The 25,805-nt window shown below is 70.2% G+C and carries 19 protein-coding genes; all 19 read left to right on the forward strand.

Annotated features, from left to right (window positions below; translation table 11 throughout):
- Positions 1-14 precede the first annotated feature (14 nt).
- The 19 genes from ruvA (at position 15) to FOZ74_RS05020 (ending at position 25,778) form a co-directional block, all read left to right on the forward strand.
- Positions 15-587 (forward strand): Holliday junction branch migration protein RuvA, encoded by a 573-nt coding sequence (ruvA, locus tag FOZ74_RS04930; protein WP_146912022.1) that lies wholly within the window; start codon positions 15-17, stop codon positions 585-587.
- Positions 584-2,083: a trypsin-like serine peptidase gene (locus FOZ74_RS16455; protein WP_284698428.1), complete on the forward strand. Its 1,500-nt coding sequence runs from the start codon at positions 584-586 to the stop codon at positions 2,081-2,083. Before ruvA ends, FOZ74_RS16455 begins: the two co-directional genes overlap by 4 nt.
- Positions 2,084-2,100: 17 nt before the next feature.
- Complete coding sequence (gene ruvB / locus FOZ74_RS04940; RefSeq protein WP_146912024.1) at positions 2,101-3,168, forward strand: Holliday junction branch migration DNA helicase RuvB; 1,068 nt, start codon at positions 2,101-2,103, stop codon at positions 3,166-3,168.
- A gap of 178 nt (positions 3,169-3,346) precedes the next feature.
- Positions 3,347-4,753, forward strand: coding sequence for a type I glutamate--ammonia ligase (gene glnA / locus FOZ74_RS04945; RefSeq protein ID WP_146912025.1), 1,407 nt, complete (start codon positions 3,347-3,349; stop codon positions 4,751-4,753).
- 27 nt (positions 4,754-4,780) lie between these two features.
- The gene (gene glnL, locus FOZ74_RS04950; RefSeq protein ID WP_255437797.1) at positions 4,781-5,950 is read left to right on the forward strand and encodes a nitrogen regulation protein NR(II); all 1,170 of its coding nucleotides are present in this window, start codon (positions 4,781-4,783) and stop codon (positions 5,948-5,950) included.
- The gene (gene glnG / locus FOZ74_RS04955; protein WP_146912026.1) at positions 5,937-7,382 is read left to right on the forward strand and encodes a nitrogen regulation protein NR(I); all 1,446 of its coding nucleotides are present in this window, start codon (positions 5,937-5,939) and stop codon (positions 7,380-7,382) included. Before glnL ends, glnG begins: the two co-directional genes overlap by 14 nt.
- Before the next feature lie 299 nt (positions 7,383-7,681).
- On the forward strand, positions 7,682-8,020 hold the full coding sequence (locus FOZ74_RS04960) for a P-II family nitrogen regulator (protein WP_146912027.1): 339 nt from the start codon (positions 7,682-7,684) through the stop codon (positions 8,018-8,020).
- A complete protein-coding gene (locus FOZ74_RS04965) occupies positions 8,017-9,315 on the forward strand; it encodes an ammonium transporter (RefSeq protein ID WP_146912028.1) in 1,299 nt (432 codons plus the stop codon). The genes FOZ74_RS04960 and FOZ74_RS04965 overlap by 4 nt, the downstream gene beginning before the upstream one ends.
- Before the next feature lie 335 nt (positions 9,316-9,650).
- Complete coding sequence (locus FOZ74_RS04970) at positions 9,651-14,318, forward strand: glutamate synthase-related protein (RefSeq protein ID WP_146914082.1); 4,668 nt, start codon at positions 9,651-9,653, stop codon at positions 14,316-14,318.
- A gap of 20 nt (positions 14,319-14,338) precedes the next feature.
- Positions 14,339-15,805, forward strand: a complete 1,467-nt coding sequence (locus FOZ74_RS04975; protein ID WP_146912029.1) for a glutamate synthase subunit beta — start codon at positions 14,339-14,341, stop codon at positions 15,803-15,805.
- Positions 15,806-15,818: 13 nt separating this feature from the next.
- On the forward strand, positions 15,819-17,042 hold the full coding sequence (locus FOZ74_RS04980) for an LL-diaminopimelate aminotransferase (protein WP_146912030.1): 1,224 nt from the start codon (positions 15,819-15,821) through the stop codon (positions 17,040-17,042).
- 16 nt (positions 17,043-17,058) lie between these two features.
- A complete protein-coding gene (locus FOZ74_RS04985) occupies positions 17,059-18,330 on the forward strand; it encodes a diaminopimelate decarboxylase (RefSeq protein ID WP_146912031.1) in 1,272 nt (423 codons plus the stop codon).
- A gap of 4 nt (positions 18,331-18,334) precedes the next feature.
- A complete protein-coding gene (gene nadE, locus FOZ74_RS04990) occupies positions 18,335-19,165 on the forward strand; it encodes an NAD(+) synthase (RefSeq protein ID WP_146912032.1) in 831 nt (276 codons plus the stop codon).
- Positions 19,162-20,106: a diaminopimelate epimerase gene (gene dapF, locus FOZ74_RS04995; protein ID WP_222434183.1), complete on the forward strand. Its 945-nt coding sequence runs from the start codon at positions 19,162-19,164 to the stop codon at positions 20,104-20,106. The genes nadE and dapF overlap by 4 nt, the downstream gene beginning before the upstream one ends.
- A gap of 99 nt (positions 20,107-20,205) precedes the next feature.
- On the forward strand, positions 20,206-21,189 hold the full coding sequence (locus FOZ74_RS05000) for a DctP family TRAP transporter solute-binding subunit (protein ID WP_146912033.1): 984 nt from the start codon (positions 20,206-20,208) through the stop codon (positions 21,187-21,189).
- 44 nt (positions 21,190-21,233) lie between these two features.
- On the forward strand, positions 21,234-21,722 hold the full coding sequence (locus FOZ74_RS05005; protein WP_146912034.1) for a TRAP transporter small permease: 489 nt from the start codon (positions 21,234-21,236) through the stop codon (positions 21,720-21,722).
- The gene (locus FOZ74_RS05010) at positions 21,719-23,023 is read left to right on the forward strand and encodes a TRAP transporter large permease (protein ID WP_146912035.1); all 1,305 of its coding nucleotides are present in this window, start codon (positions 21,719-21,721) and stop codon (positions 23,021-23,023) included. Before FOZ74_RS05005 ends, FOZ74_RS05010 begins: the two co-directional genes overlap by 4 nt.
- 47 nt (positions 23,024-23,070) lie before the next feature.
- The gene (locus FOZ74_RS05015) at positions 23,071-24,045 is read left to right on the forward strand and encodes a DUF2157 domain-containing protein (RefSeq protein WP_146912036.1); all 975 of its coding nucleotides are present in this window, start codon (positions 23,071-23,073) and stop codon (positions 24,043-24,045) included.
- On the forward strand, positions 24,042-25,778 hold the full coding sequence (locus FOZ74_RS05020; protein ID WP_146912037.1) for a GDYXXLXY domain-containing protein: 1,737 nt from the start codon (positions 24,042-24,044) through the stop codon (positions 25,776-25,778). The genes FOZ74_RS05015 and FOZ74_RS05020 overlap by 4 nt, the downstream gene beginning before the upstream one ends.
- Positions 25,779-25,805 lie beyond the last annotated feature (27 nt).

The following is a 25,805-nucleotide window of genomic DNA, read 5'->3' on the forward strand; positions in this document are numbered from 1 at the left end:
GGCAGAGGATGTGAATGATAGGCAAACTGACGGGCCGGCTGCTCGAGAAGAACCCGCCCGAGGTCTTGATCGACTGCCACGGCGTGGGCTATGAGGTGCTGGTGCCCATGAGCACCTTCTACAACCTGCCGGCGGCGGGCGAGCAGATCGGCCTGCTCACCCACCTCATCGTGCGCGAGGACGCGCAACTGCTCTACGGCTTCGGCACGGCGGCGGAGCGGCGCACCTTTCGCGAACTGATCAAGGTCAGCGGCGTGGGCCCGCGCACGGCGCTGGCCATCCTCTCGGGCATAGACGCCGCCGACCTGGCCCAGGCCGTCACGCTGCAGGAGAGCGCGCGCCTGGTCAAGGTGCCGGGCATAGGCAAGAAGACGGCCGAGCGCCTGCTGCTCGAGCTCAGGGGCAAGCTCGGCGCCGACATCGGCGCGCGTGCCCAGCCGGGCAGCGCGGCCCAGAACGACATCCTGCAAGCCCTGCTGGCGCTGGGCTACAACGACAAGGAAGCGGCCAGCAGCCTCAAGGCGCTGCCGCCCGACGTGGGCGTGAGCGAAGGCATCAAGCTCGCGCTCAAGGCGCTTGCCAAATGAAGGACGCAGTTTTCATGCACTCCCACGCCACCCGACTCGCCCTGCTGGCCTGCCTGCTGGCATTGACCGCCTGCGGTGGCGGCAGCTCCGAGTCGCCGCCCGCACCGCAGCCCCCTGCACCCGCGCCCGCCCCTGAGCCGCCAGCTCCGCCACCCGCCGCGACCGACCGCATCGAGCCCTTCGACCCGGGTCTCGCGGCCAAGCAGGCGCCCATGGCCAAACCGGCTGCCCCGGCCTTGCCCGCCACGGCGCAGATCACGCAGCTGACGCTGCCACCGCTCGCGCCAACGCCGCCGGCTGGAGTTGATGCGGATGCGGGCGCGCCACTGCAGATCGGCACAGGCCGCAGCCTGACAGCCACGGCCAGCACCGAGCGCACCACCGCACTGCTGCACTGGCAGGACAGCGGCCGCGGCACGCGCATCGCCGCGCTGCGCTTCGTGGCCCGGGGCGCGCAGGGTCTGCGCCTCGGCCTGCAGGTGCAGGCCCTGCCGGCCGACGCCCGGCTGTGGTTCGTCGACGCCACGGGCCAAGCGCAGCTGGGCACCGCCGCGCAATGGCAGGCCCTGGCCGCCCGCAACACCGCAGCCGGCATGGACGAGGACAGCGCCCGCCGCTACTGGAGCCCCGAGCTGGCCGGCGAACAGGCCACGCTCATCCTCGAGATCCCGGCCGATGCGCCCACCGCCCAGGTGCGTCTGGCAGTGCCGCTGCTCTCGCACACCACCGTCACGCCAGAGCAGCAGCTGGGCCTGGCCAAGGCCGCAGGCAGCTGCGAAGCCAGCGTCAGCTGCAGCCCGGAATTCATCGAACAAGGCCGCTCGGTCGCGCGCCTGCGCTACGTCGAAGCCGACGGCCGCGCCTACCAGTGCAGCGGCACCTTGATGAACGACATGGGCTCCAGCGGCACGCCCTGGCTGCTCACCGCGCGCCATTGCATCGCCGACCAGGGCACGGCCTCCACGCTGAGCACCGACTGGCTGCTGCGCGCCAGCGCCTGCGGCGCCAGCAGCACCGCGGCGGGTCACGTGCAGCGCACCGGCGGCGCCACGCTGCTGTATGCCGACGAGGGCAGCGACACTAGCTTCCTGCGGCTGAACGACAGCGCCCCGCCCGGCGTGGTCTACGCCGGCTCCTATTTCGGCTCCGAAGCGCTGCCCGGGACCGCCGTCTCCGTCGTGCACCATCCGCAAGGCGACCTGCAGCAGCTCAGCCGCGGCACGCTCACCGGCTACAGCGTGTGCAACACCAGCACCAATCTGTGCATCGCGGGCGACGCGACCAGCGCCACCTTCCTCGCCGTGAACTGGCAGCAGGGCGTGGTGGAGCCGGGCAGCAGCGGCGCCGGGGCCTTCATCACGCTGGGGCAGCGCCGCTATCTGGTGGGACAGCTCTTTGGCGGCACCTCCAGCTGCAGCAATCCCGCGGGCCGCGACTACTTCGGTCGCTTCGAGCTGAGCTTCGCGCAGGCGCTGCACCGCTGGCTCAAGCCCTGACGGACAATGCGCGGCACATGAGCATCCACACCGACGACTTCGCACCCGCGCCCCCGGCGGCACTGCGCACGGTTTCCGCGGCGGCGGCCTCGCCGCAGGAAGAAGCGCTGGAGCGGGCACTGCGCCCCAAGCTGCTGGATGAATACGTGGGCCAGACCAAGGCGCGCGAGCAGCTGGAGATCTTCATCAAGGCGGCCGGAAAGCGCGCCGAGGCGCTGGACCACGTGCTGCTGTTCGGCCCGCCCGGCCTGGGCAAGACCACGCTGAGCCACATCATCGCGCACGAACTCGGGGTCAACCTGCGCCAGACCAGCGGCCCGGTGCTGGAAAAGCCCAAGGACCTGGCGGCACTGCTGACCAATCTGGAGAGGAACGACGTTCTCTTCATCGACGAGATCCATCGCCTCTCGCCCGTGGTCGAGGAAATCCTCTACCCGGCGCTGGAGGACTACCAGATCGACATCATGATCGGCGAAGGCCCTGCGGCGCGTTCGATCAAGCTGGACCTGCAGCCCTTCACGCTGGTGGGCGCGACCACGCGCGCCGGCATGCTCACCAACCCGCTGCGCGACCGCTTCGGCATCGTCGCGCGGCTGGAGTTCTATACGCCGCAAGAACTTTCGCGCATCGTCACGCGCAGCAGCGGCCTGATGAGCGCGCCCATCGACCAGGATGCCAGCATGGAGATCGCACGGCGCTCGCGCGGCACGCCGCGCATCGCCAACCGGCTCCTGCGCCGCGTGCGCGACTACGCCGACGTGAAGGGCGACGGGCGCATCACGCAGGACATCGCGCAGCGCGCCCTGGCCATGCTGGACGTGGACCCGCAGGGCTTTGACGTGATGGACCGCAAGCTGCTCGAAGCCGTGGTGCAGCGCTTCGACGGCGGGCCGGTGGGGCTGGACACGATCGCGGCCAACATCGGCGAGGAAGCCGACACCATCGAGGACGTGATCGAACCCTACCTGATCCAGCAGGGCTTCCTGCAGCGCACCCCGCGCGGGCGCGTGGCCACGCTCGCCGCCTGGCGACACCTGGGCCTGCAACCGCCGGGAGCGGCGGGGGGGCTGTTCGAGTCGGCCTGAATCGGGTCGTGTTCCATATTGGTGCAGCGGCGCCCACGCACGCACCCTGATGAACCGCTGCGCCGCCGGCTGCACTGCGGCGGTCCGCGAAAATGCGCCGCCAGCCCGGCGCGGCATGGTTGTTGCTTTGAGTGGTTGCCACCTGGTAGACCACCCCAATTCCGACGGAAGCACGACCATGTCATCGAAAACACACTCCCTCGTCCAAGAGCACGGCGCCCGCTGGGTCGACCTGCGTTTCACCGACACCATGGGCAAGGAACACCACATGACCTTCCCGGCGGAAGCCATGGAGGAAGACGCCTTCGAGAACGGCAAGATGTTCGACGGCTCGTCCATCCAGGGCTGGAAGGGCATCGAGGCCTCCGACATGGTGCTGCTGCCCGACGACGAGACCGCCGTGATGGACCCGTTCGCTCAGGAGCCCACGGTCATCGTGCGCAGCGACGTGCTCGAGCCGGCCACCATGCAGGGCTACGCGCGCGATCCCCGGTCGATCGCCCGGCGTGCCGAGATGTACCTGCGCTCCACCGGCGTCGCCGATACCGCCTACTTCGGGCCCGAGCCCGAGTTCTTCATCTTCGACGCGGTGCAGTGGAAATCGCAGATGCAGGAGGCGGCCTACAAGATCGTCTCGGCCGAGGGCGCCTGGGCCAGCGAGCTGGACATGCAAGGCGGCAACCCGGGCCACCGCCCGCGCGTCAAGGGCGGCTACTTCCCCGTGGCGCCGGTCGATTCGCTCGGCGGCGTGCGCACCGCGATGTGCACCGCCATGCAGGCCATGGGCCTGAAGATCGAGGTGCACCACCACGAGGTGGCCACGGCCGGCCAGTGCGAGATCGGCGTGGCCTTCAACACCCTGGTGCGCAAGGCCGACGAGGTGCAGATGCTCAAATACTGCGTGCACAACGCCGCGCACGCCAGCGGCAAGAGCGCCACCTTCATGCCCAAGCCGCTGGTGGGCGACAACGGCTCGGGCATGCACGTGCACCAGTCGCTGGTCAAGGGTGGCCGAAACCTGTTCTCGGGCGAAGGCTACGCCAACCTTTCGGAACTGGCGCTGTACTACATCGGCGGCATCATCCACCACGCGCACGCGCTCAATGCCATCACCAACCCGGGTACCAACTCCTACAAGCGGCTGGTGCCGGGCTTCGAGGCGCCGGTGATGCTGGCCTACTCGGCCAGCAACCGCTCGGCGGCCATCCGCATCCCCTTCGTCGCGAGCCCGAAGGCGCGGCGCATCGAGTGCCGCTTCCCCGACCCCACGGCCAACCCCTATCTGGCGTTCTCCGCGCTGCTGATGGCGGGGCTGGACGGCATCGCCCACAAAAGGCACCCCGGCGATGCGATGAGCAAGAACCTGTACCACCTGCCGCCCGAAGAAGCCTCGGGCATCCCGCGCGTGGCGCACAGCCTGGACCAGGCGCTGGACGCGCTCGCCGCGGACCACCAGTTCCTGCTCGCGGGCGGGGTGTTCACCGAAGACATGCTGCAGGCCTACATCGAATGCAAGATGGACGAGGTGAGCCGCCTGCGGCAGGCCGTGCACCCAGTGGAATTCGACATGTATTACAGTCTTTGAGTCTTTTTCCCAGGGCGCGGAGCAGGCGTGAACACGGTCGATCCCCAGCACCGGCGCCGCCCGCAGGCGGCCCGGCCCGCACACCTGCTGGACAGCCTCTCGACAGCCGTGCTGCTGCTGGACGGGCAGCTGTGCGTGGACTACGCCAACCACGCGGCGGAGCAACTCCTGGCCACCAGCCTCGCCCACCTGCACGCACAGCCGCTGGACGCGTTCTTCGACGGCGCCGACTGGAGCGCGGCGGCGCTGCGGCATGCGCTGGACTTGCAGCAGGCCTACACGCAACGCGAGGCGCGGCTGCACCGCCTGGGCAGCACGCTGCCGGTCACGGTGGACTACGTCGTCACGCCCGTGCCACCAGGGCGGGAACATGCGCCGCAGCTGCTCATCGAGCTGCTGCCGCTGGACCGGCTCCTGCACATCAACCGCGAAGACAACCTGTTTACCGCCAACCAGGCCACGCGCGCTCTGGTGCGGGGTCTGGCGCACGAGATCAAGAACCCGCTGGGCGGCATCCGGGGCGCTGCCCAGCTGCTGGAGCGCGAGCTCGCCCGCGCCGAGCTGCGCGAATACACGCAAGTCATCATCGGCGAGGCCGACCGTCTGCGCGCACTGGCCGACCGGATGCTCGATGCGCGCAGGCCGCCGAGCTTTCGCGAGGTCAACATCCACGAGGTGCTGGAGCGGGTGCGCGTCATCCTGCAGGCCGAGGTGGGGGACGCCCTGCGGTGGGTGCGCGACTACGACCCGAGCCTGCCCGAGGTCTGGGCCGACGCGGACCAGATGATCCAGGTGATGCTCAACATCATGCGCAACGCGGCCCAGGCCCTGCTGGAGATGCCGCGCCCCGGGGGGAGCACCGCCGCGGGCGAGCCGCCTTGCATCACCCTGCGCTCGCGGGTGCTGCGCCAGTCGGCCATCGGCACCCGGCGCTACCCGCTGCTGTGCCTGATCGAGGTGCAGGACAACGGCCCCGGCATCGCCGAAGAGCTGCGCGAGATGCTGTTCTACCCCATGGTCACCGGGCGCTCGCAGGGCACGGGCCTGGGACTGCCGATCGCGCAGGCCATCATGCAGCAGCACGGCGGCCTGATCGAGTGCGAGAGCCGGCCGGGCAAGACCGTCTTCAAAGTGCTGATCCCCTTTCGCCGCGTCGCGGACGGCAACACAGGAGCCCCTATCCATGCCCACCCCTGAGCTGGTCTGGATCATCGACGACGACAAGTCCATCCGCTGGGTGCTGGAGAAGGCGCTCGGCCAGGCCGGGTTGGCCACGCGCTCGTTCGACAGCGCCGACGCGGCGCTGCAGGTGCCCTCCGGCGAATGGCCCGACGCCATCGTCAGCGACATCCGCATGCCCGGCCAGGACGGCCTGGGGCTGCTGCAGCACCTGAAGACGGCCGGCTCCCGCGTGCCCGTCATCATCACCACCGCACACTCCGACCTGGACAGCGCCATTCAGTCCTACCAGGGCGGCGCCTTCGAGTACCTGCCCAAGCCCTTCGACGTGGACGAAGCCGTGGCGCTGGTGCGCCGGGCGCTGGCGCACAAGGCGGTTTCCATACCCTCTGCGCCGGTGGTCTGGCAGGCGGATGGGCTGATCGGCGAGGCCGCGGCGATGCAGGAGGTCTTCCGCACCATCGGCCGCCTGTCGCAATCGGAGATCACGGTGCTGATCAACGGCGAATCCGGGACGGGCAAGGAACTGGTGGCGCGCGCGCTGCACCGCCACAGCCCGCGCGGCGCGGGGCCGTTCGTCGCCCTGAACATGGCGGCGATTGCGCGGGACCTGATCGAATCGGAACTGTTCGGACACGAGAAAGGGGCGTTCACCGGCGCCACGGCCCAGCGCCAGGGCCGCTTCGAGCAGGCGCAGGGCGGCACCCTGTTCCTCGACGAGATCGGCGACATGCCGCTGGATACCCAGACCCGCCTGCTGCGCGTGCTCGCGGAAGGCAATTTCCACCGGGTGGGCGGTCATGCCAGCGTGCGCGCCGACGTGCGCATCATCGCCGCGACGCACCAGAACCTGGAGGCGCTGGTGCGGGACGGGCGCTTCCGGGAAGACCTGTTCTACCGGCTCAACGTCATCCGCATCCAGCTGCCCGCCCTGCGCGAGCGGCGCGAGGACATCGCCCGGCTGGCGGCGTTCTTCCTGCAGAAGGCGGCGCGGGAGCTGCGCATGTCGCCACGCACACTCCTGCCCCCGACGCAGCAGTACCTGGCACGGCTGCCGTGGCCGGGCAACGTGCGCCAGCTGGAGAACGCCTGCCGCTGGATCACGGTGATGGCCGCCAGCCGCGAAGTCCACGTCGAGGACTTGCCGCCCGAACTGCTCGCGCCCCACGCCGCGCAGGACGGGGAGGCAGGCGGCGGCGCCTCGACCGCCGCCTGGGAGCGCGCGCTGGGCCAGTGGGCGGCCCACGCCCTGGCGCACGGCGCGCAAGACCTGCTGGGGCAGGCGCTGCCGGCCTTTGAGCGCACCATGATCACCGCCGCGCTGCAGCACACCGCGGGCGCACGCAGGGACGCGGCCGCCCTGCTAGGCTGGGGACGCAACACGCTGACGCGCAAGCTCAAGGAACTGGGGCTGCACCAGGACGCGGCCGACGACGACCAGGACGGCTGAGCGCGCCCGATCGGTGCACAGTGCGCACCGGGCTCCCCGCCATGGTGCGTGCCGTGCGCCGTCCTGCCCGCCAGGCGCGCGCACGCCGCCGCGACACATGCCACGTCGCTCCCGATACCGTAGCTGGCAGCGCTTATGGAACAAGCGTTAGAGCCCTAAAACACTGTAAATTTTTCTTGCCTGGCACGGTCCATGCTGCTCACGGGGCACGCTTCGCCCACAGGAATGGCCATGGTCCCCGAATCCCTCAAAACCCTGCTCGCCAACCCGGACAAGCCCGTTCAAAGGAGAGCCGCATCGTGAAAATGGTGACTGCCATCATCAAACCCTTCAAGCTCGACGAGGTGCGCGATGCACTCTCGGATATCGGCGTACACGGCATCACGGTGACCGAGGTCAAGGGCTTCGGGCGCCAGAAGGGCCACACCGAGCTGTACCGCGGTGCCGAATACGTGGTGGATTTTCTGCCGAAGGTGAAGGTCGAGGCTGCCATGGACGACGTGCTGGTCGAGCGTGCGATCGACGCGATCGAAGGCGCTGCGCGCACCGGCAAGATCGGCGACGGCAAGATCTTCGTCTCGGCGCTCGAGCAGGTCATCCGCATCCGCACCGGCGAGACCGGAGCAGACGCGTTATGAGAGCGCCCATCGCCTTCCTGCTGCTGTCCCTGGTGCCGCTGGCCCGGGCGTCCGACGCGCCCGCACCCCGGCTCGACGCGGGCGACACCGCCTGGATGCTCACCTCCACGCTGCTCGTCATCCTGATGACCATTCCCGGCCTGGCGCTGTTCTACGGCGGGCTGGCGCGCGCCAAGAACATGCTGTCCGTACTGGTGCAGGTCTTCGTCGTCTTCGCGCTGGTCAGCGTGCTGTGGGCGCTCTTCGGCTACAGCTTCGCCTTCCACGGCGAAGGCCGGTTCCTTGGCGACGCGGGCCGGCTGTTCCTGCGCGGCATCGCGCCCGACACGCTCTCGGTCGTGCTGCCAACGGTGCCGGAGTACGTGTTCGTGGCCTTCCAGGGCACGTTCGCGGCCATCACCGTGGCGCTGGTCGTGGGAGCCTGGGCCGAGCGCATCCGCTTCTCGGCCGTGCTCATTTTCTCGGTGCTGTGGTTCGCCCTGAGCTACGTCCCGATGGCGCACATGGTCTGGGGCGGCGGCCTGCTGGGCCGGGACGGCGCGCTCGACTTCGCCGGGGGCACCGTGGTGCACATCAACGCCGGCATCGCCGCGCTGGTGGGCGCGCGCATGGTGGGCCGGCGCATCGGCTACGGCCGGGAGGCGCTGACGCCCCACAGCCTGACGCTGACCATGGTGGGCGCATCGCTCCTGTGGGTGGGCTGGTTCGGCTTCAACGCGGGCTCGGCCGGCGCGGCCAACGGCACGGCGGGCCTGGCCTTCATCAACACCGTGCTGGCCACGGCGGCGGCCACGCTCTCGTGGCTGGCGGGCGACCTGCTGCACAAGGGCAAGGCTTCGATGCTGGGAGCCGCCTCCGGCGCGGTGGCGGGCCTGGTCGCGGTGACGCCGGCGGCGGGCTTCGTCGGCCCGATGGGGGCGATGGCCATGGGCCTGGTCGTCAGCCCCCTGTGCCTGTGGGGCGTGGGCGGGCTCAAGCACCTGCTGGGGGTGGACGACGCCTTCGACGTGTTCGGCGTGCACGGCGTGGGCGGCATCACCGGTGCCATCCTGACGGGCATCTTCGCCGCGCAGGGCCTGGGCGGCACCGGCGGCCCCACGCCCGACACCTTCGCCATGGGCGCGCAGGTCTGGGTACAGCTCAAGAGCGTGCTGCTCACCGTGGTCTGGTCGGGCGCGGCGGCTTTCATCGCCTGCAAGGCGGCCGACCTGACCGTGGGGCTGCGCGTGCCGGAAGAAGCCGAGCGCGAGGGTCTGGACATCGCCTCGCACGGCGAGCGCGCCTACACCCGGTAAAACGCCGCCATCGGCCTCACTATGCGATATATGCATAGATGAATGCACGCACGGTATTGATGCGGGGATGCACCGCGATGGTGCATGGAACCAGGCAAAACACCTGGCCAAAGGCGGGCAGCCCTGGAAAAACAAGGCCCTGACTGCACGCCAAGGCCTGGCACGCTCCTTGCAAAACCGATCTGAAAAGAGCCGCCGCACCCGCGCGGCTTCCTGACGACCACGTCGTTTCAATCAAGGATGCGGAGCGCCCCGACATGTCCCTGACGGTTTTGGAAACCTCCCTCGCCGACGCCTTGCAGGCCGCAGCCCCGGCCAGCCCCGAGGAAATCCACATGGCACACGCACGAGGCCTGTACACGCAGGCCGAGCACGACGCCTGCGGCGTCGGCTTCGTGGCGCACATCAAGGGCGTCAAGTCGCATGCCGTGGTCGCGCAGGGGCTGCGCATCCTCGAGAGCCTGGACCACCGGGGCGCCGTCGGCGCCGACCCGCTGATGGGCGACGGCGCCGGCCTGCTGATCCAGATCCCCGACGCCTTCTACCGCGCGCAGATGCGGCAACAGGGCGTGGAGCTGCCGCCGCCGGGCGAGTACGGCGTGGGCATGGTCTTCCTGCCCAAGGAGGCCGCCTCGCGCGAGGCCTGCGTGGATGCGCTGGAGCGCGCGGTGCACGCCGAGGGGCAGGTGCTGCTCGGCTGGCGCGAGGTGCCGGTGGACGACGCCCTGCCGATGTCCGACGCGGTGCGCGCCAGCGCGCCGGTGGTGCGCCAGATCTTCATCGGCCGCGGGGCCGAGATCCTGGTGCCCGACGCGCTGGAGCGCAAGCTCTACGTGATCCGCAAGACCGCGTCGGCACGCATCACGGCCCTCGCGCTCACGCACGGCACCGAGTACTACGTGCCCAGCATGTCGTGCCGCACCGTGATCTACAAGGGCCTGCTGCTGGCCGGCCAGGTGGGCCGCTACTACCTGGACCTGCAGGACGAGCGCGTGGTCTCGGCGCTGGCACTGGTGCACCAGCGCTTTTCCACCAACACCTTTCCCTCCTGGCCGCTGGCCCACCCCTACCGCATGGTGGCGCACAACGGCGAGATCAACACCGTCAAGGGCAACTTCAACTGGATGCGCGCGCGCCAGGGATCGATGAGCTCGCCGGTGCTGGGCAGCGACCTGCAAAAGCTCTACCCGATCACCTTCGAGGGGCAGTCCGACACCGCCACCTTCGACAACACGCTGGAGCTGCTGGTGATGGCCGGCTACCCGCTGGCGCAGGCGGTGATGATGATGATCCCCGAGGCTTGGGAGCAGCACACGCTGATGGACGCGCAGCGCCGCGCGTTCTACGAATACCACGCCGCGATGCTCGAACCCTGGGACGGCCCGGCGGCCATGGTGTTCACCGACGGCCGGCAGATCGGCGCGACGCTGGACAGGAACGGCCTGCGCCCGGCGCGCTTCATCGTCACCGACGACGACCTGGTCGTGCTGGCTTCCGAGGCCGGGGTGCTGCCGATCCCCGAGGAGCGCATCGTGCGCAAGTGGCGCCTGCAGCCGGGGCGCATGTTCCTGATCGACCTGGAGCAGGGCCGCATCGTCGAGGACGACGAGATCAAGAACCTGCACGCCTCGGCGCGGCCCTACCGCCAGTGGATAGACAACGTGCGCATCCGGCTCGACGACATCCCCGCGCCCGCTCTGCCCGCCGCCCCGGCCCAACCCGCGGCGCTGACCGCCTGCCAGCAGGCCTTCGGCATGAGCAAGGAAGACCTCAAGTTCCTGCTCGCGCCGATGGCGCGCGGTGACGGCGAGGGCATGGGCGCGATGGGCGACGACGCGCCGCTGGCCGTGCTGTCCGAGCGCAGCAAGCCGCTGTACCACTATTTCCGCCAGCTCTTCGCGCAGGTGACCAATCCGCCGATCGACCCGATCCGCGAGGCGGTGGTGATGTCGCTGGTGTCGTTCATCGGCCCGCGCCCGAACCTGCTGGACATCAACGCGGTCAACCCGCAGATCCGGCTCGAAGTGCTGCAGCCGGTGCTGGGCACGGACGACATGGCGCGGCTGCGCCAGATCGCCCGCCACACCGGCGGCAAGCTGCGCAGCCACGAGATCGACATCACCTACCCCGCCGCCTGGGGCCGCGAAGGCATGGAAGCGCGCCTGGCCGCGCTGTGCGCCAAGGCGGCCGAGGCGATCGAGGCGGGCGACAACATCCTGATCCTGACCGACCGCCGCATGGACCGCGAGCACGTGGCCATCCCCGCGCTGCTCGCGCTCTCGGCCATCCACCACCATCTGGTGCGCACCGGCCTGCGCACCGCGGCCGGCCTGGTGGTGGAAACCGGCAGTGCCTGGGAGGTGCACCACTTCGCGGTGCTCGCCGGCTACGGCGCCGAGGCGGTGCACCCCTGGCTGGCGCTGCAGAGCGTCGGCGACATGGCCCCCGCGCTCGGCACGACGGCCGACGAGGCGATGCAGCACTTCATCCACGCGGTCGGCAAGGGCCTGTCCAAGACCATGTCCAAGATGGGCATCAGCACCTACATGTCGTACTGCGGCGCGCAGATCTTCGAGGCCATCGGCCTCGATGAGTCGCTGGTGCGCTCCCACTTCGCGGGCACGACCAGCCAGATCGGCGGCATAGGCATCTTCGACCTGGCCGAGGAGGTGCTGCGCAACCACCGGCGCGCCTTTGGCGACGAGCCGGCGCCTGCGTCCATGCTCGACGACGGCGGCGACTACGCCTGGCGCACGCGCGGCGAGGAGCACATGTGGACGCCCGACGCGATCGCCCTGCTGCAGCACGGCACGCGCTCGGGCCGCTACGAAACCTTTGAGGAATACGCCCGCATCATCAACGACCAGAGCCGCCGCCACATGACGCTGCGCGGCCTGTTCGAGCTGCGCATCGACCCGGCGCGCGCCATCCCGCTGGAAGAGGTCGAGCCCGCGGCGGAGATCGTCAAGCGCTTCGCCTCCGGCGCGATGTCACTGGGCTCGATTTCGCCCGAGGCGCACATGAACCTGGCGATCGCGATGAACCGCATCGGCGGCAAGAGCAACACCGGCGAAGGCGGCGAGGACCCGGCGCGCTACCGCCAGGAAATGCGCGGACAGACCATCGCCCAGGGCACACGCCTGAGCAGCCTGCTCGGCGACGGCGTGGTGATGGCGGACTACACGCTCCAGCAGGGCGACAGCCTGCGCTCGCGCATCAAGCAGGTAGCGTCCGGGCGCTTTGGCGTGACCACCGGCTACCTCGTCTCGGCCGACCAGATCCAGATCAAGATGGCGCAGGGCGCAAAGCCCGGCGAGGGCGGACAGCTGCCGGGCAGAAAAGTCTCCGGCTACATCGGCCGGCTGCGCCACTCGGTGCCGGGCGTGGGGCTGATCTCGCCGCCGCCGCACCACGACATCTACTCCATCGAAGACCTGGCGCAACTGATCCATGACCTCAAGAGCGTGAACCCGCGCGCCGACGTCTCGGTCAAGCTGGTCTCCGAGGTCGGCGTGGGCACGGTCGCCGCCGGTGCCGCCAAGGCCAAGGCGGACCACCTGGTGATCGCCGGGCACGACGGCGGCACCGGCGCTGCGCCCTGGACCTCGATCAAGCACGCGGGCACTCCCTGGGAGCTGGGCCTGGCGGAAACGCAGCAGACGCTGGTGCTCAACCGCCTGCGCGCCCGCGTGCGCGTGCAGGTGGACGGTCAGCTCAAGACCGGGCGCGACGTGGTCATCGGCGCGCTGCTCGGCGCCGACGAATTCGGTTTTGCCACCGCGCCGCTCGTGGCCTCGGGCTGCATCATGATGCGCAAGTGCCACCTCAATACCTGCCCGGTGGGCGTGGCCACGCAGGACCCGGTGCTGCGCAAGCGCTTCACCGGCACGCCCGAGGACGTGGTGAATTTCTTCTTCTTCGTCGCCGAGGAGGCGCGGCGCATCATGGCGCAGCTCGGGGTGCGCCGGCTGGAGGAGCTGATCGGCCGCGCCGATCTGCTCGACACCCGCCCCGGCATCACGCACTGGAAGGCCAGGGGACTCGATTTCAGCCGTGTCCTGGCACTGCCCACGGCACCGGCAAGCGTCGCGCGCCGCCACGAGGAACGCCAGGACCATCGCCTGGAATACGCGCTGGACGCACCCTGGATCGAGGCCCTGCGCGCAAGCCTGGAGCGCCGCGAACGGGTACGGATCGAAACGCGGGTGCGCAACGTCCACCGCAGCGTCGGCGCCCTGCTCTCGGGCGAGCTGATCCGCCTGCGCCCCGAGGGCCTGGCCGACGACAGCGTCCGCATCGAGGCCAGCGGCACCGGCGGGCAGAGTTTCGGCGCCTTCCTGGCCCGGGGCATCACCCTGCGCCTGAGCGGCGAGGCCAACGACTACACCGGCAAGGGCCTGTCGGGCGGGCGCCTCGTGGTGCGTGCCAGCAGCGCGTTCGGCGGCGATGCGGCCTGCAACATCATCGTCGGCAACACCGTGCTGTACGGCGCCACCTCCGGCGAGGCCTTCTTCGGCGGCGTGGCGGGCGAGCGCTTCGGCGTGCGCCTGTCGGGCGCCAGCGCGGTGGTCGAGGGCGTGGGCGACCACGGCTGCGAATACATGACCGGCGGCACCGTCGTGGTGCTGGGCACGACGGGGCGCAACTTTGCGGCCGGCATGTCGGGCGGCATCGCCTTCGTCTACGACGAGGACGGCGCCTTCGCCCCGCGCTGCAACACCGCGCAGGTGGCGCTGGAGCCGGTGCTGGGCGCGCAGGCGCAGGACGCGGCCGGCATCGTGCAGCACGAGGGACAGAGCGACGAGGCGCTGCTCCTGGCGCTGCTGCGCGCGCACGCGCAGTGGACCGGATCCGGGCGCGCGCAGGCCATCCTGGACGACTGGCCCGCCGCCCGCGCGCGCTTCGTCAAGGTGTTCCCGCACGAATACCGGCGCGCGCTGCAGGCGCGGTCAGAGGATGCCACTGCGTCGCCTGCGGACATCTCCGAACCGGCCCATGCCTGACTGAACACACGAGAACCGCCATGGGAAAAATCACCGGCTTCCTGGAACTCGAGCGCATCGAGGAGTCCTGCGACCCCGTCGAGAGCCGCGTGCGCAACTACAAGGAATTCGTCCATCCGCTGAGCACCGGGCAGGCGCGCCAGCAGGGCGCGCGCTGCATGGACTGCGGCACGCCGTTCTGCCACCATGCCTGTCCGGTCAACAACATCATCCCGGACTTCAACGATCTGGTGTACCGCGATGACTGGAGGCGCGCGCTGGAGGTGCTGCAGTCGACCAACAACTTCCCCGAGTTCACCGGCCGCATCTGCCCGGCGCCGTGCGAGGCCGCCTGCACGCTCAACATCAACACCCAGCCCGTGGGCATCAAGTCGATCGAGCACGCCATCATCGACCGCGGCTGGGCCGAAGGCTGGGTACGGCCGCAACCGCCCGCCACACGCACCGGCCGACGCGTCGCCATCGTCGGCTCGGGCCCCGCCGGGCTGGCAGCGGCGCAGCAGCTGGCCCGCGCCGGGCACGAGGTGGTGCTGTTCGAGAAGAACGAGCGCGTCGGCGGGCTGCTGCGCTTCGGCATTCCGGATTTCAAGCTCGACAAGTCGCACATCGACCGCCGCATGCAGCAGCTCGTGGCCGAGGGGGTGCAGATCCGCACCGGCACGCTGGTGGGCGAACTGCCCGCGGACAGCGGGATCGCCCACCAGGCAGCGCACACGATCACCGCGCAGCAGCTGCGCCAGGAGTTCCACGCCGTGCTGCTCACCGGCGGCTCGGAGCAGTCGCGTGACCTGCCGGTAGCGGGGCGCGGGCTCGACGGCGTGCACTTCGCGATGCAATACCTGCCCCAGCAGAACCGCGTCAACGCGGGCATCCCGGTCCCCGGGCAGATCACCGCCGCGGGCAAGCACGTCATCGTCATCGGCGGCGGCGACACCGGCTCCGACTGCGTCGGCACGGCGCACCGCCAGGGCGCCGCGAGCGTGGTGCAGTTCGAGCTGATGCCCATGCCGCCCGCACAGGAAAACAAGCCGCTGACCTGGCCGTACTGGCCCTGCAAGCTGCGCACCTCGTCCAGCCACCTCGAAGGCTGCCAGCGCGAGTTCGCCATCGCCACCAGGGAATTCGTCGGCCGGGAGGGGCGCCTGACGGCCCTCAAGACGGCGCAGGTGACGAGCGATGCGGGCCGCTTCGTCGAAGTCGAGAACACCGAACAGCTCTGGCGGGCCGACCTCGTGCTGCTCGCCATGGGCTTCGTGCACCCTGCCGCGAGCGTGCTCGCGAGCTTCGGCGTCGCCACCGACGCACGCGGCAACGCACGGGCCGGCACCGACGAAGCCACGGGCTACGCCACCAACCAACCCGGCGTGTTCGCCGCAGGCGACATGCGCCGCGGCCAGTCGCTCGTCGTCTGGGCCATCCGCGAAGGCCGCCAGGCCGCGCGCGCCATCGATTTCTTCCTCATGGGCCAGACCGACCTGCCCCGTTGAAAACCACCCCTCCATGATCCACGTCAATCCGCACTACCAGAAACTGCAGGCGAGCTACCTGTTCGCCGACATCGCGCAGCGCGTGCGCGCCTTCCAGCAGCGCCGCCCCGACGCCGAGCTGATCCGCCTGGGCATCGGCGACGTGACCGAGCCGCTGCCGCCCGCATGCATCCAGGCGCTGCACGCGGCCGTGGATGAGCTCACGCGGGCCAGCAGCTTCCGCGGCTACGGGCCGGAGCAGGGCTACGACTTCCTGCGCGAGGCGATCGCCCGGCACGACTTCCAGGCGCGCGGCGCACCCATCGCCGCCGACGAGATCTTCGTCAGCGACGGCGCCAAGTGCGACGTGGGCAACTTCCAGGAGCTCTTCGCCACCGACATCCGCGTCGCCATCCCTGACCCGGTCTATCCGGTCTATGTGGATACCAACGTGATGGCCGGGCGCACTGGCGCCGCCATGCAGGACCGCTACGAAGGACTCGCCTACCTGCCCTGCACGGCCGAAAACGGCTACGTGCCGCAGCTGCCCGACGCACCGGTCGACCTGGTCTACCTGTGCTCGCCCAACAACCCCACGGGCGCGACGATGACGCGCGCGCAGCTGCAGGCCTGGGTGGACTACGCCCGCGCGTACCGGGCGCTGATCCTGTTCGACGCCGCGTACGAGGCCTTCATCCGTGACGACGGCCTGCCGCACTCGATCTACGAAATCCCCGGCGCGCGCGAGGTGGCGGTGGAGTTTCGCAGCTACTCCAAGACCGCCGGGTTCACCGGCGTGCGCTGCGCCTACGCCGTGGTGCCCAGGGACTGCATGGCGTGGCAGGCCGACGGCAAGGCCGTATCGCTGCACGCACTCTGGAACCGCCGCCACACGACCAGGTTCAACGGCGTCTCCTACCCGGTGCAGCGCGCCGCCGAGGCCGTCTATTCGCCCGAGGGCCGCCAGCAGGTGCGCGCGCTCACCGACGGCTACCTGCGCAACGCCGCCACCATCCGCGCCGGCTTCCAGGCCATGGGTCTGCCCTGCACCGGCGGCGACAACTCGCCCTACATCTGGGTCGACACCGGGCGCGACGCCTGGGAGTTCTTCGGCCTGCTGCTGGACAAGGCCGCCGTTGTCTGCACACCGGGTGCGGGCTTCGGGCGCTGCGGCCGGCGCCATGTGCGCATCAGCGCGTTCAACAGCCAGGCCAACGTCGAAGCGGCGATGCAGCGCATCGCCCAGGCACTGGCCTGACCTCCGAGAGAGCCCCATGCCCGCATCCGCATCGCTGCGCCAGCGCCTGTACCCGCTGCTGCCCGGCATCGCCGCGCACTTCGGCACCCCCTTCCACATCTACGACGAGGCCGGCATCCGCACGACCGGCGAGCGCCTGAATCGCGCCTTCGCCGGCGTACCCGGCTTTCGCGAGTACTACGCCGCCAAGGCGCTGCCCAACCCGCGCATCCTCGCCATCGCGCGCAGCCTGGGCTTCGGCTTCGACTGCAGCTCGGTGGCCGAGCTGCAGCTGGCGCGCGGCATCGGCGCGCATGGCGACGACCTGATGTTCACCTCCAACAACACCGCCTCCGACGAGTTCGCGGCGGCGCTGGACGGCGGCGGCAGCATCCTGAACCTGGACGACATCAGCCTGGTGGACAAAGTGCCGCGGATGCCCGAGCGCATCTGCTTTCGCTACAACCCCGGCCCCGCGCGCAGCGGCAACGCCATCATCGGCAACCCGGTGGAGGCCAAGTACGGCGTGCCGCACGAGCAGATCGAAGAGGCTTTCCGCGCAGCCATTGCGCGCGGCGCCCGGCGCTTCGGGCTGCACACCATGCTGGCGTCCAACGAGCTCGACCGCCGCTACATGGTCAAGACCATCGCCATGCTGCTGTCCGTGGTACGCGCGCTGAGTGAAAAACTCTCCGTGCGCTTCGACTTCGTCAACATGGGCGGCGGCCTGGGCATTCCCTACCGGCCCGAAGAGCCGGAATTCGACGTCGAGGCGCTGGGCCGCCAGGCCGCCCAGCAGTTCACGCAATTCCACGCGCTGCACGGCTGGGCGCCGGCGCTGTTCATGGAGAGCGGGCGCTACGTCACCGGCCCGCATGGCGTGCTGGTCACGCGCGCGATCAACCACAAGCACGGCTACCGTGAGTACGTGGGCGTGGACGCCTGCATGTCGGCGCTGATGCGCCCGGGCATGTATGGCGCCTACCACCACATCGACGTCGTCGGCAAGCCGGCCGGCGCGCACGACGCGCCGGTGGACGTGGTCGGGTCGCTGTGCGAGAACAACGACAAGTTCGCCACGCAAAGACCGCTGCCGCCCGTGGCCGACGGCGACCTGCTCGTGATCCACGACACCGGCGCGCACGGCCACGCGATGGGCTTCAACTACAACGGCCGCCTGCGCCCGCAGGAGCTGCTGCTCACCGCGGACTGCCGCGTCGAGCGCATCCGCCGCGCCGAGACGCTGCAGGACCACTTCGCCACGCTGCACTTCGCGCCCGACGCCTGGCAGCCGGGCGCGGCCGCCTGAGACCATGCACCCCGCGCAACAGGCCATCATCGGCAGCCTGCACGTCGTGCCGCCGTTCACCGGTCCGCAGGACGCGCAGGCGCAGATCGCGCGGCGCATCGCCTTCATCCAGCAGACGCTGCAGGCGAGCCACGCCCAAGCCCTGGTGCTGGGCATCAGCGGCGGCGTGGACTCGTCGGTCGCGGGCCGGCTGGCGCAGCTCGCAGTGCAAGACCTGCGCCAGCGCAGCGGCGGCGGCGCGTGGCGCTTCATCGCGGTGCGACTGCCGTACCAGGCGCAGTTCGACGAGGCCGACGCGCAGGCCGCGCTCGCCTTCGTCCGCGCCGATGAGGTGCGCACCGTGCCGATCGAGGCCGGCGTCGCCGCGCTCGCGGGGCCGCTGGTGGACCTGCTGCAGCCGCTGCCCCCGGCGCTGCGCGACCGGGTGCTGGGCAACGTCAAGGCGCGCATGCGCATGGTGGCGCAGTACGCCATCGCCAACGCAAGCGATGGGCTGGTGATCGGCACCGACCACGCGGCCGAGGCGGTGATGGGCTTCTTCACCAAGTTCGGCGACGGCGCCTGCGACCTGCAGCCGCTGGCCGGCCTGGTCAAGGGCCAGGTGCGCGCCATGGCACAGGCGCTGGGCGCCCCGCAGCACCTGGTGCACAAGACGCCGACGGCCGACTTGGAGGACAGCCGGCCCGGCCTGCCCGACGAGGCCGCGCACGGCGTCGGCTACACCGCGATCGACGCCTTCCTGCACGGCCAGGACGTCGACGCCCGGGACTTCGAGCGCATCGTGCGCGCCTTCGAGGCCAGCGGCCACAAGCGCGCGCTGCCCGCCACGCCATGACGACACCGTCAATCGCCCGTCGCCCACCCCTGCCGTTCACCAAGATGCACGGGCTGGGCAACGACTTCATGGTGCTCGACGCGACCCGCGAGGCCATCGCGCTCGCGCCCGGCGACATCCGCGCCATGGCCGACCGGCATTTCGGCGTGGGCTTCGACCAGTTGCTGCTGGTCGAGCGCGCGCCGCATGCGAGCGTGGACTTCGGCTACCGCATCTTCAACGCCGACGGCGGCGAGGTCGAGCAGTGCGGCAACGGCGCGCGCTGCTTCGCCCGCTTCGTGCGCGAGCAGGGCCTGACGGACAAGGACCACATCCGCGTGCAGACCTGCGGCGGGGCGATCGAGCTGCACATCACCGGCCACGGCGACGTGCGCGTGGACATGGGCGTGCCGCGGTTGCTGCCGGCCGAGATCCCCTTCGATGCGCCAGCACCCGCGCTGAGCTACCCGATCACCGTCGAGGGCGAGGCTCTGGAACTGGCTGTCGTGAACATGGGCAATCCGCATGCCGTGCTGCGCGTGGACGACCTGGGGCGCGCTCCCGTGGCCAGGCTGGGGCCGCTGCTGGAGCGGCACCCGCGTTTTCCGGCCCGCGTCAACGTCGGCTTCATGCAGATCCTGACACCCGAGCGCATCCGGTTGCGCGTTCACGAGCGCGGCGCGGGCGAGACCCTGGCCTGCGGCACGGGCGCCTGCGCGGCTGTCGTGGCCGGACGGCGCCTGGGCTGGCTGGGCCGGGACGTCACGGTGGGGCTGCCGGGCGGAGAGCTGCAGGTCACCTGGCCCGGCGAAGGGCATCCGGTGTCCATGCTTGGCCCCGCCACGCGCGTGTACGACGGCCTGTGGCTCTGGCCGGATGCGGCACGCGCGGGCGAAGCGCAAGACGCCAAAGTCCACGCAGCCCTTGCGACAATCGCGGTTGATCGGCAGAAGCGCGCTTAGGATGCACCGCATGACTCCCCGCGGTCGGTGATAGCATCACTTTCCGGTCCCGATCCACAGCGCCGCGAAGAGCCGCATCCACCAACCAAAGGAGCAAACATGAACCGGATATCACGCACATTCGCCGCCGCGGCATGCGCCATCGGACTGGCCTGGGCCACGACAGCGGCCGCCGCGCCGGTGCAGGTCAACATCGGCATCGTCACCGCGCCCTCCTTCGTGCATACCCTGTCGGCGCAGAAGTTCAAGGAAGTACTGGACAAGGAGCTGCCCGGCAAGTACGAGGTGATCATCCACCACTCGGGCGCACTCGGCAGCGAAACCCAGGTGCTGCAGCAGTTGCAGCTGGGCACGGTGCAGATGTGCGTGTGCACCACCGGCCCGGTGGAAGCCTTCGTGCCCGAGATCAAGGCCATAGAAATGCCCTTCCTGTTCAGCTCCTATGAGCAGACGGACAAGGTGCTCGACGGCCCCATCGGCCAGGACCTGCTCGCGCGCTTCGGCAAGGCGGGCCTGGTGGGAATGCATTTTCTGGACAACGGCTTTCGCAACCTGACCAACTCCAAGCACGCGGTCAAGGAGCCCGAGGACGTCAAGGGCCTGAAGATCCGCACCATGGAGTCGCCCACCCACCTGGCGATCTGGCGCGGCATCGGCGCCAACCCCACGCCCATGGCCTGGCCCATCACCACCCAGCTGCAGCAGGGCGTGCTCGACGGCCAGGAAAACCCGATCTCGGTGATCGCCGCGGCCAAGCTCAGCGAGGTGGGGCAAAAGTACCTGACGCTCACGCGCCACGTGTATTCGGCCCTGGTCTTCGTCGGCAGCAAGCCCTTCTTCGACAAGCTGCCCGCGGCCGACCAGAAGGCCTTCATGGACGCGGCCGCCCAGGCCTCGGCCTACGGGCGCGCCCAGGTGCGCGACAACGAGGCCAAGGAGCTTGCCGCGCTGCAGACGGCCGGCGTGCAGGTGGTCACGGATCCCGACGTCGTGGCCTTCCGCGCCAGGACACAACCGGTCTACGCCTCGCTCAAGGGCGACACCAAAACCATCGTCGACAAGATTCTTGCTAGCGAAAAATGAGCTATCAGCGCTCGCGCATCAAGGGTTGAAGGCCAATACGCTGCATGAAACTGCACGAGGCGCTGCGCCGGGCCAGTGACCACGCCAACCGCTTGGTGGAGTGGCTGCTGCTGATGATCGGCGTGGCCTTTTCGCTCATCCTGTTTGCCCAGGTGGTGGCGCGCTACATGGGCAATTCCCTGAGCTGGTCCGAAGAGGTGGGCCGCTACATGCTGGTGGCAACCAGCTTCCTGGGCGCCACCGTGGCCTACAAGCGCGCGGAATTCATCGGCCTGGCCGGGCTGGGCGCACGCTTCGGCCCGGTGGTCGAGGGTGCCATCGTGCGCCTGCTGCAGCTGCTCACCCTGGCCTGCTTCGGCCTGATCACCTGGTTCGGCGTGGGCTATACGCTCAAGGCCTGGGAGCAGACCTCGTCCGCGGTGCAGATGCCGATGTCGCTGCCGATCTCCGTGCTGCCGGTCTCGGCCGCCATCTTCCTGCTGCACGTGCTGGTGGACCTGACCGGCCCCGTCAAACACGCCGCGTCCACATGATCATCGTCCTGCTCTTCGGGCTGATGTTCTTCCTCATGGCCCTGGGCCTGCCGGTTGCCCTGAGCATCGGCCTGCCGGCGATCGGCCTGATCATCACGCCGGGCGTGTTCCCCGATTCGGTGACGCTGGCGGCGCTCGGGCAGACGGTGGTGCAGCAGCTGTTTTCCGGTGTCGATTCCTTCGACCTGCTGGCGGTGCCGCTGTTCATGATTGCGGGCGCCATCATGGAAGTGGGCGGCATCTCGCGCCGCCTGATCGACTTCTGCAACAGCCTGGTGGGCTGGGCGCCGGGCGGGCTGGCGGCGGCGGCCATAGGCGCGTCCATCATCATCGCCGGCATTTCGGGCTCGGCCGCGGCCGACACGGCGGCGATCGGCGCGGTGGTCATTCCCACCATGGTGCGCCAGGGCTATCCGCCGGCCTTTGCCGCGGCCGTGGTCGCGGCGGGCGGGGCCATAGGCATCATCATCCCGCCGTCGATCCCGATGATTCTCTTCGGGTTCATGACCAACATCTCCACCTCGCAGCTGTTCGCCGGCGGCATCCTGGTGGGCGCGCTGCTGGGCTTCTCCTTCATGGCGGTGGCGGTGTTCATCTCCTGGCGCAAGGGCTATGGCGAGCGCCAGCCCTTCACCTGGAAGCAGGTGGCCGCGACCGGGCGCGCGGCGCTGTGGTCCATGGGCGCGCCGGTCATCGTGCTGGGCGGCATCCTGGGCGGCATCGTCACCGTCACCGAAGGCGCGGCCCTGGCGGTGTTCTACGCACTGCTGGTAGGCACCGTGATCAACCGCGAGCTGTCCTGGCGCGAGCTGCCCCGGCTCGTCATCCGCTCGCAGGCGACGGCAGGCAGCATCCTGTTCATCATCGCCATGGCCAAGGTCTTCGGCTGGCTGCTGGCGATGCAACAGAGCGCACAGCTGCTCAACACCTTCGTCAATTCGCTGGCGCTGCCGCCCATAGGCCTGCTGCTGCTGGTGATGCTGCTGCTGCTCGTCATCGGCTGCGTGATGGAGACCACCGCCGCGCTGCTGCTGGTGGTGCCGGTGCTGGCGCTGCTGACGCCGCAGATGCAGGTCGATCCGGTGCAGTTCGGCGTGCTGGTGGTGGTGAACCTGGCGATCGGCATGCTCACGCCGCCGGTGGGCATCTGCCTGTTTGTCAGTTGCGGCATCGCACAGGTCAGCCTGGGCAAGGTTTCGCGGGCGATTGCGCCGCTGGTTCTGGTTTCCATGGTGGACCTGGTCATCGCCGCGCTCTGGTCGCCGCTGACCATGTGGCTGCCCACGCTGCTCTACCGCTGACACGGGCCGCCCCCTGAGCCGCGCCGCGCCCCGCTCCACCACGGCCCATGCACACCTTCATCGAAGAGCTGATCCGGCGCCACGCGCTGGACGCCGCGCAGGCCGAGCGCCTGTGGCAGCTTGCACGCCTGGACGCGCCGCCACCGCAGCTGCGCACCGGGCTGCAACGGGGGCTTGCCGTGACGGCGGCGCTGCTGCTGGGCGCGGCGCTGATCTTCTGGGTGGCCGCCAACTGGCAGCACATGGCGCTGCAGACCCGGCTGCACCTGCTGGAGGCGGCGGTGCTGGCGCCCGCCGTGCTGCTTGCGCTGCTCGCGCGTGCGCGCACCGCCCTGCTGCTGCTGACGACGCTGGCGCTGGGCGCCTTGCTCGCCTTCGTCGGCCAGACCTGGCAGACCGGCGCGGACGCCTGGCAGCTGTTTGCCACCTGGGCGCTGCTCGCCTTGCCCTGGGCGCTGCTGGCGCGCCACGACGGGCTGTGGGCGCTGTGGCTGTTGATAGCGGGCGCGGGCCTGTTCGCCTGGGCCGGCGCGCCGCTGGGCCTGCAGGTCCTCTGGGCGCAAGACGGCCCCACCTCGCTGCGCCGCTACCTGGAACTGCTGCTGTGGGCGGCGCTGTTCCTGCTGCCCCTGGCCTTGTCCGCAACCGGGCTGATGCGCCAGCAGCGCCCGACGCTGAGCTGGTCCACCGCCGCCCTGCTGGCCTTGACCGCCTGGAGCGCCGACGGCATCTTCAATCTGCTTGGCCGCCATACCGATGCGCAGTTCCTGCTGTGCGCGCTGCTCGTCGCCGGGGCCGTGCTGCTGGCCTGGCGCCGCCAGCCGCGTGAATACAGCGTGCTGGCGCTGGCGCTGATGGCCGCCAACGCGATGGGGCTGAGCACGCTGGGCTGGTGGCTGTTTCAGGGCGGCAACGACTTTGCGGCGGGCCGCATGCTGGCGCTGACGCTGGTCGCGGCGGTCAGCACCGGGCTCAGCATGCGCTGGCTCTACCGCCTGCAAGCCAGGGACGCCCCGGCATGAAGGCACAGGCACAGGCGCAGCTGCTGCAGCAGGGCGTCGCCCAGGGGCTGCTGCCCGCGCAGGCCTTGCAGGGGCCGCAGCAGGGGGCGCAGCCTTCCTGGCCGGTGATGGTGCTGGGCTACCTCGGCGCCAGTCTGGTGACGGTGCTGGGCCTGGGCGTGCTGGCGCTTCTGTCCTGGGGCGCGATCTTTCGCCCGCCCGGCTCGCTGCTGAGTTGTCTGGCTCTCACCGCCGCCGCGGTGTATCTGCTGCGCACGCGACGCGGCCTGTTTGCCGCGCAGATGGCCTTCAGCCTGCTGCTCGTCGGCCAGGTGATGTGGCTGCTGAGCTGGGGCCTTCACTGGTGGACGCAGGACCACGCGGCGCTTGTCGGGCCGCTGCTGGGCCTGCTGGCGCTGCAGCTGGGCGCGGCATGGCTGGCGCGCGTGGTCTGGGTGCAGCGCCTGCTGGGCATGGCGGCGGCGTGGACCTTTGTCTTCATTCCGCTTGGGCTGCATGCCGATGCCAACCTCGTCGACAGCGTGCTCACGGGTTCGCTCGCGGACGGCGCCAGTCTGAACCTCTGGCTGCTCACCGCCGCCTGGGCGCTGTGGTGCCTGAGGCAAGCCCGCATGCGCCCGCGCGCCTGCTCGCTCAGGCTGAGCGCGCTGGCCGACGGCGCCGCGGTGGCACTGCTGCTGGCGGCTCCGCTGCTGATGGCGCTGCAGGGCCTGGCCCAGGGGCTGGTCGGCATGGACGCACAGTCGCCGCTGGAGACCCTGTCGGCGCTGTTTGACTTCAACGGCCGCATCGCGCTGCGCACCCTGCTGGTAGCGGCCAGCGCCGCCTGGCTGCTGGGCCGGCGCCAGCCGGATGCCGAGGCGGCCGCCGAAATGCGCGCCGCCCGCCCGCTGCTGGCCCTGGTCTATGCGCTGCTCCTGCTGGCCTGCTGGGTCCTGCCGGTGGAGACGGCCGCCGTGGTCGGCACGGTGGCGCTGGGCACGGGCCGCCGGCGCCTGTGGTGGCTGGCGCTGGCCGTGCTGCTGGCGCAACTGGCGCAGTTCTATTACCTGCTGCAGTGGTCGCTGAGCGACAAGGCCCTGCTGCTCGCGGGCGCCGGCGCGCTGCTGGCGCTGGCCGTGGCCGCGCTGTCGCGCACCTCTGGGCAAAGGCCGCTTGCGCCGGCCCCCCAGAGCGAGGCCGCAGCGGGGCGGCGCGGCCGGGCGGCGGCGTTCACGGCGCTGGCGGTGGCGCTGCTCGCCGTCGCGCTGGTGCACCAGGACGCGCGCCACAAGCAGCAGCTCCTCGCCCAGGGGCAAAAGGTCTTCGTGGCGCTGGCGCCGGTCGATCCGCGCTCCCTGATGCAGGGCGACTACATGGCGCTCAACTTTGCGCTGCCAGCCGGGCTGCGCGAGCAGCTTGGACAAGCCGACGGGCGCGACTGGAATGCCCGCCGGCATGCCGTGGCGCGGCTCGGCCCGCAGGGGGTGGCCGAGCTGCAGCGCCTGGCCCGCCTGGACGAGCCCCTGGCGGCCGATGAGCTGCTGCTGCCGCTGCGCTACCTCAAGGGCCGCTGGACGCTGGTGACCGACGCCTACTTCTTCCCCGAAGGCCAGGGCGAGCGCTTCAGCCGGGCGCGCTACGGCGAGTTTCGGGTGCTGCCCGGCGGCAAGGCCTTGCTTGCCGGGCTGGCGGACGCGTCCCTGCAGCCCATCGCCGCGCTGGCACCGGCGCCACCGCGCAGCGGCAAGTAGGGCCTGCAGGCCCATCTGCCCCGGCAC

Origin of the sequence: Comamonas flocculans (assembly GCF_007954405.1) — a bacterium.
GTDB lineage: Bacteria > Pseudomonadota > Gammaproteobacteria > Burkholderiales > Burkholderiaceae_C > Comamonas_C > Comamonas_C flocculans.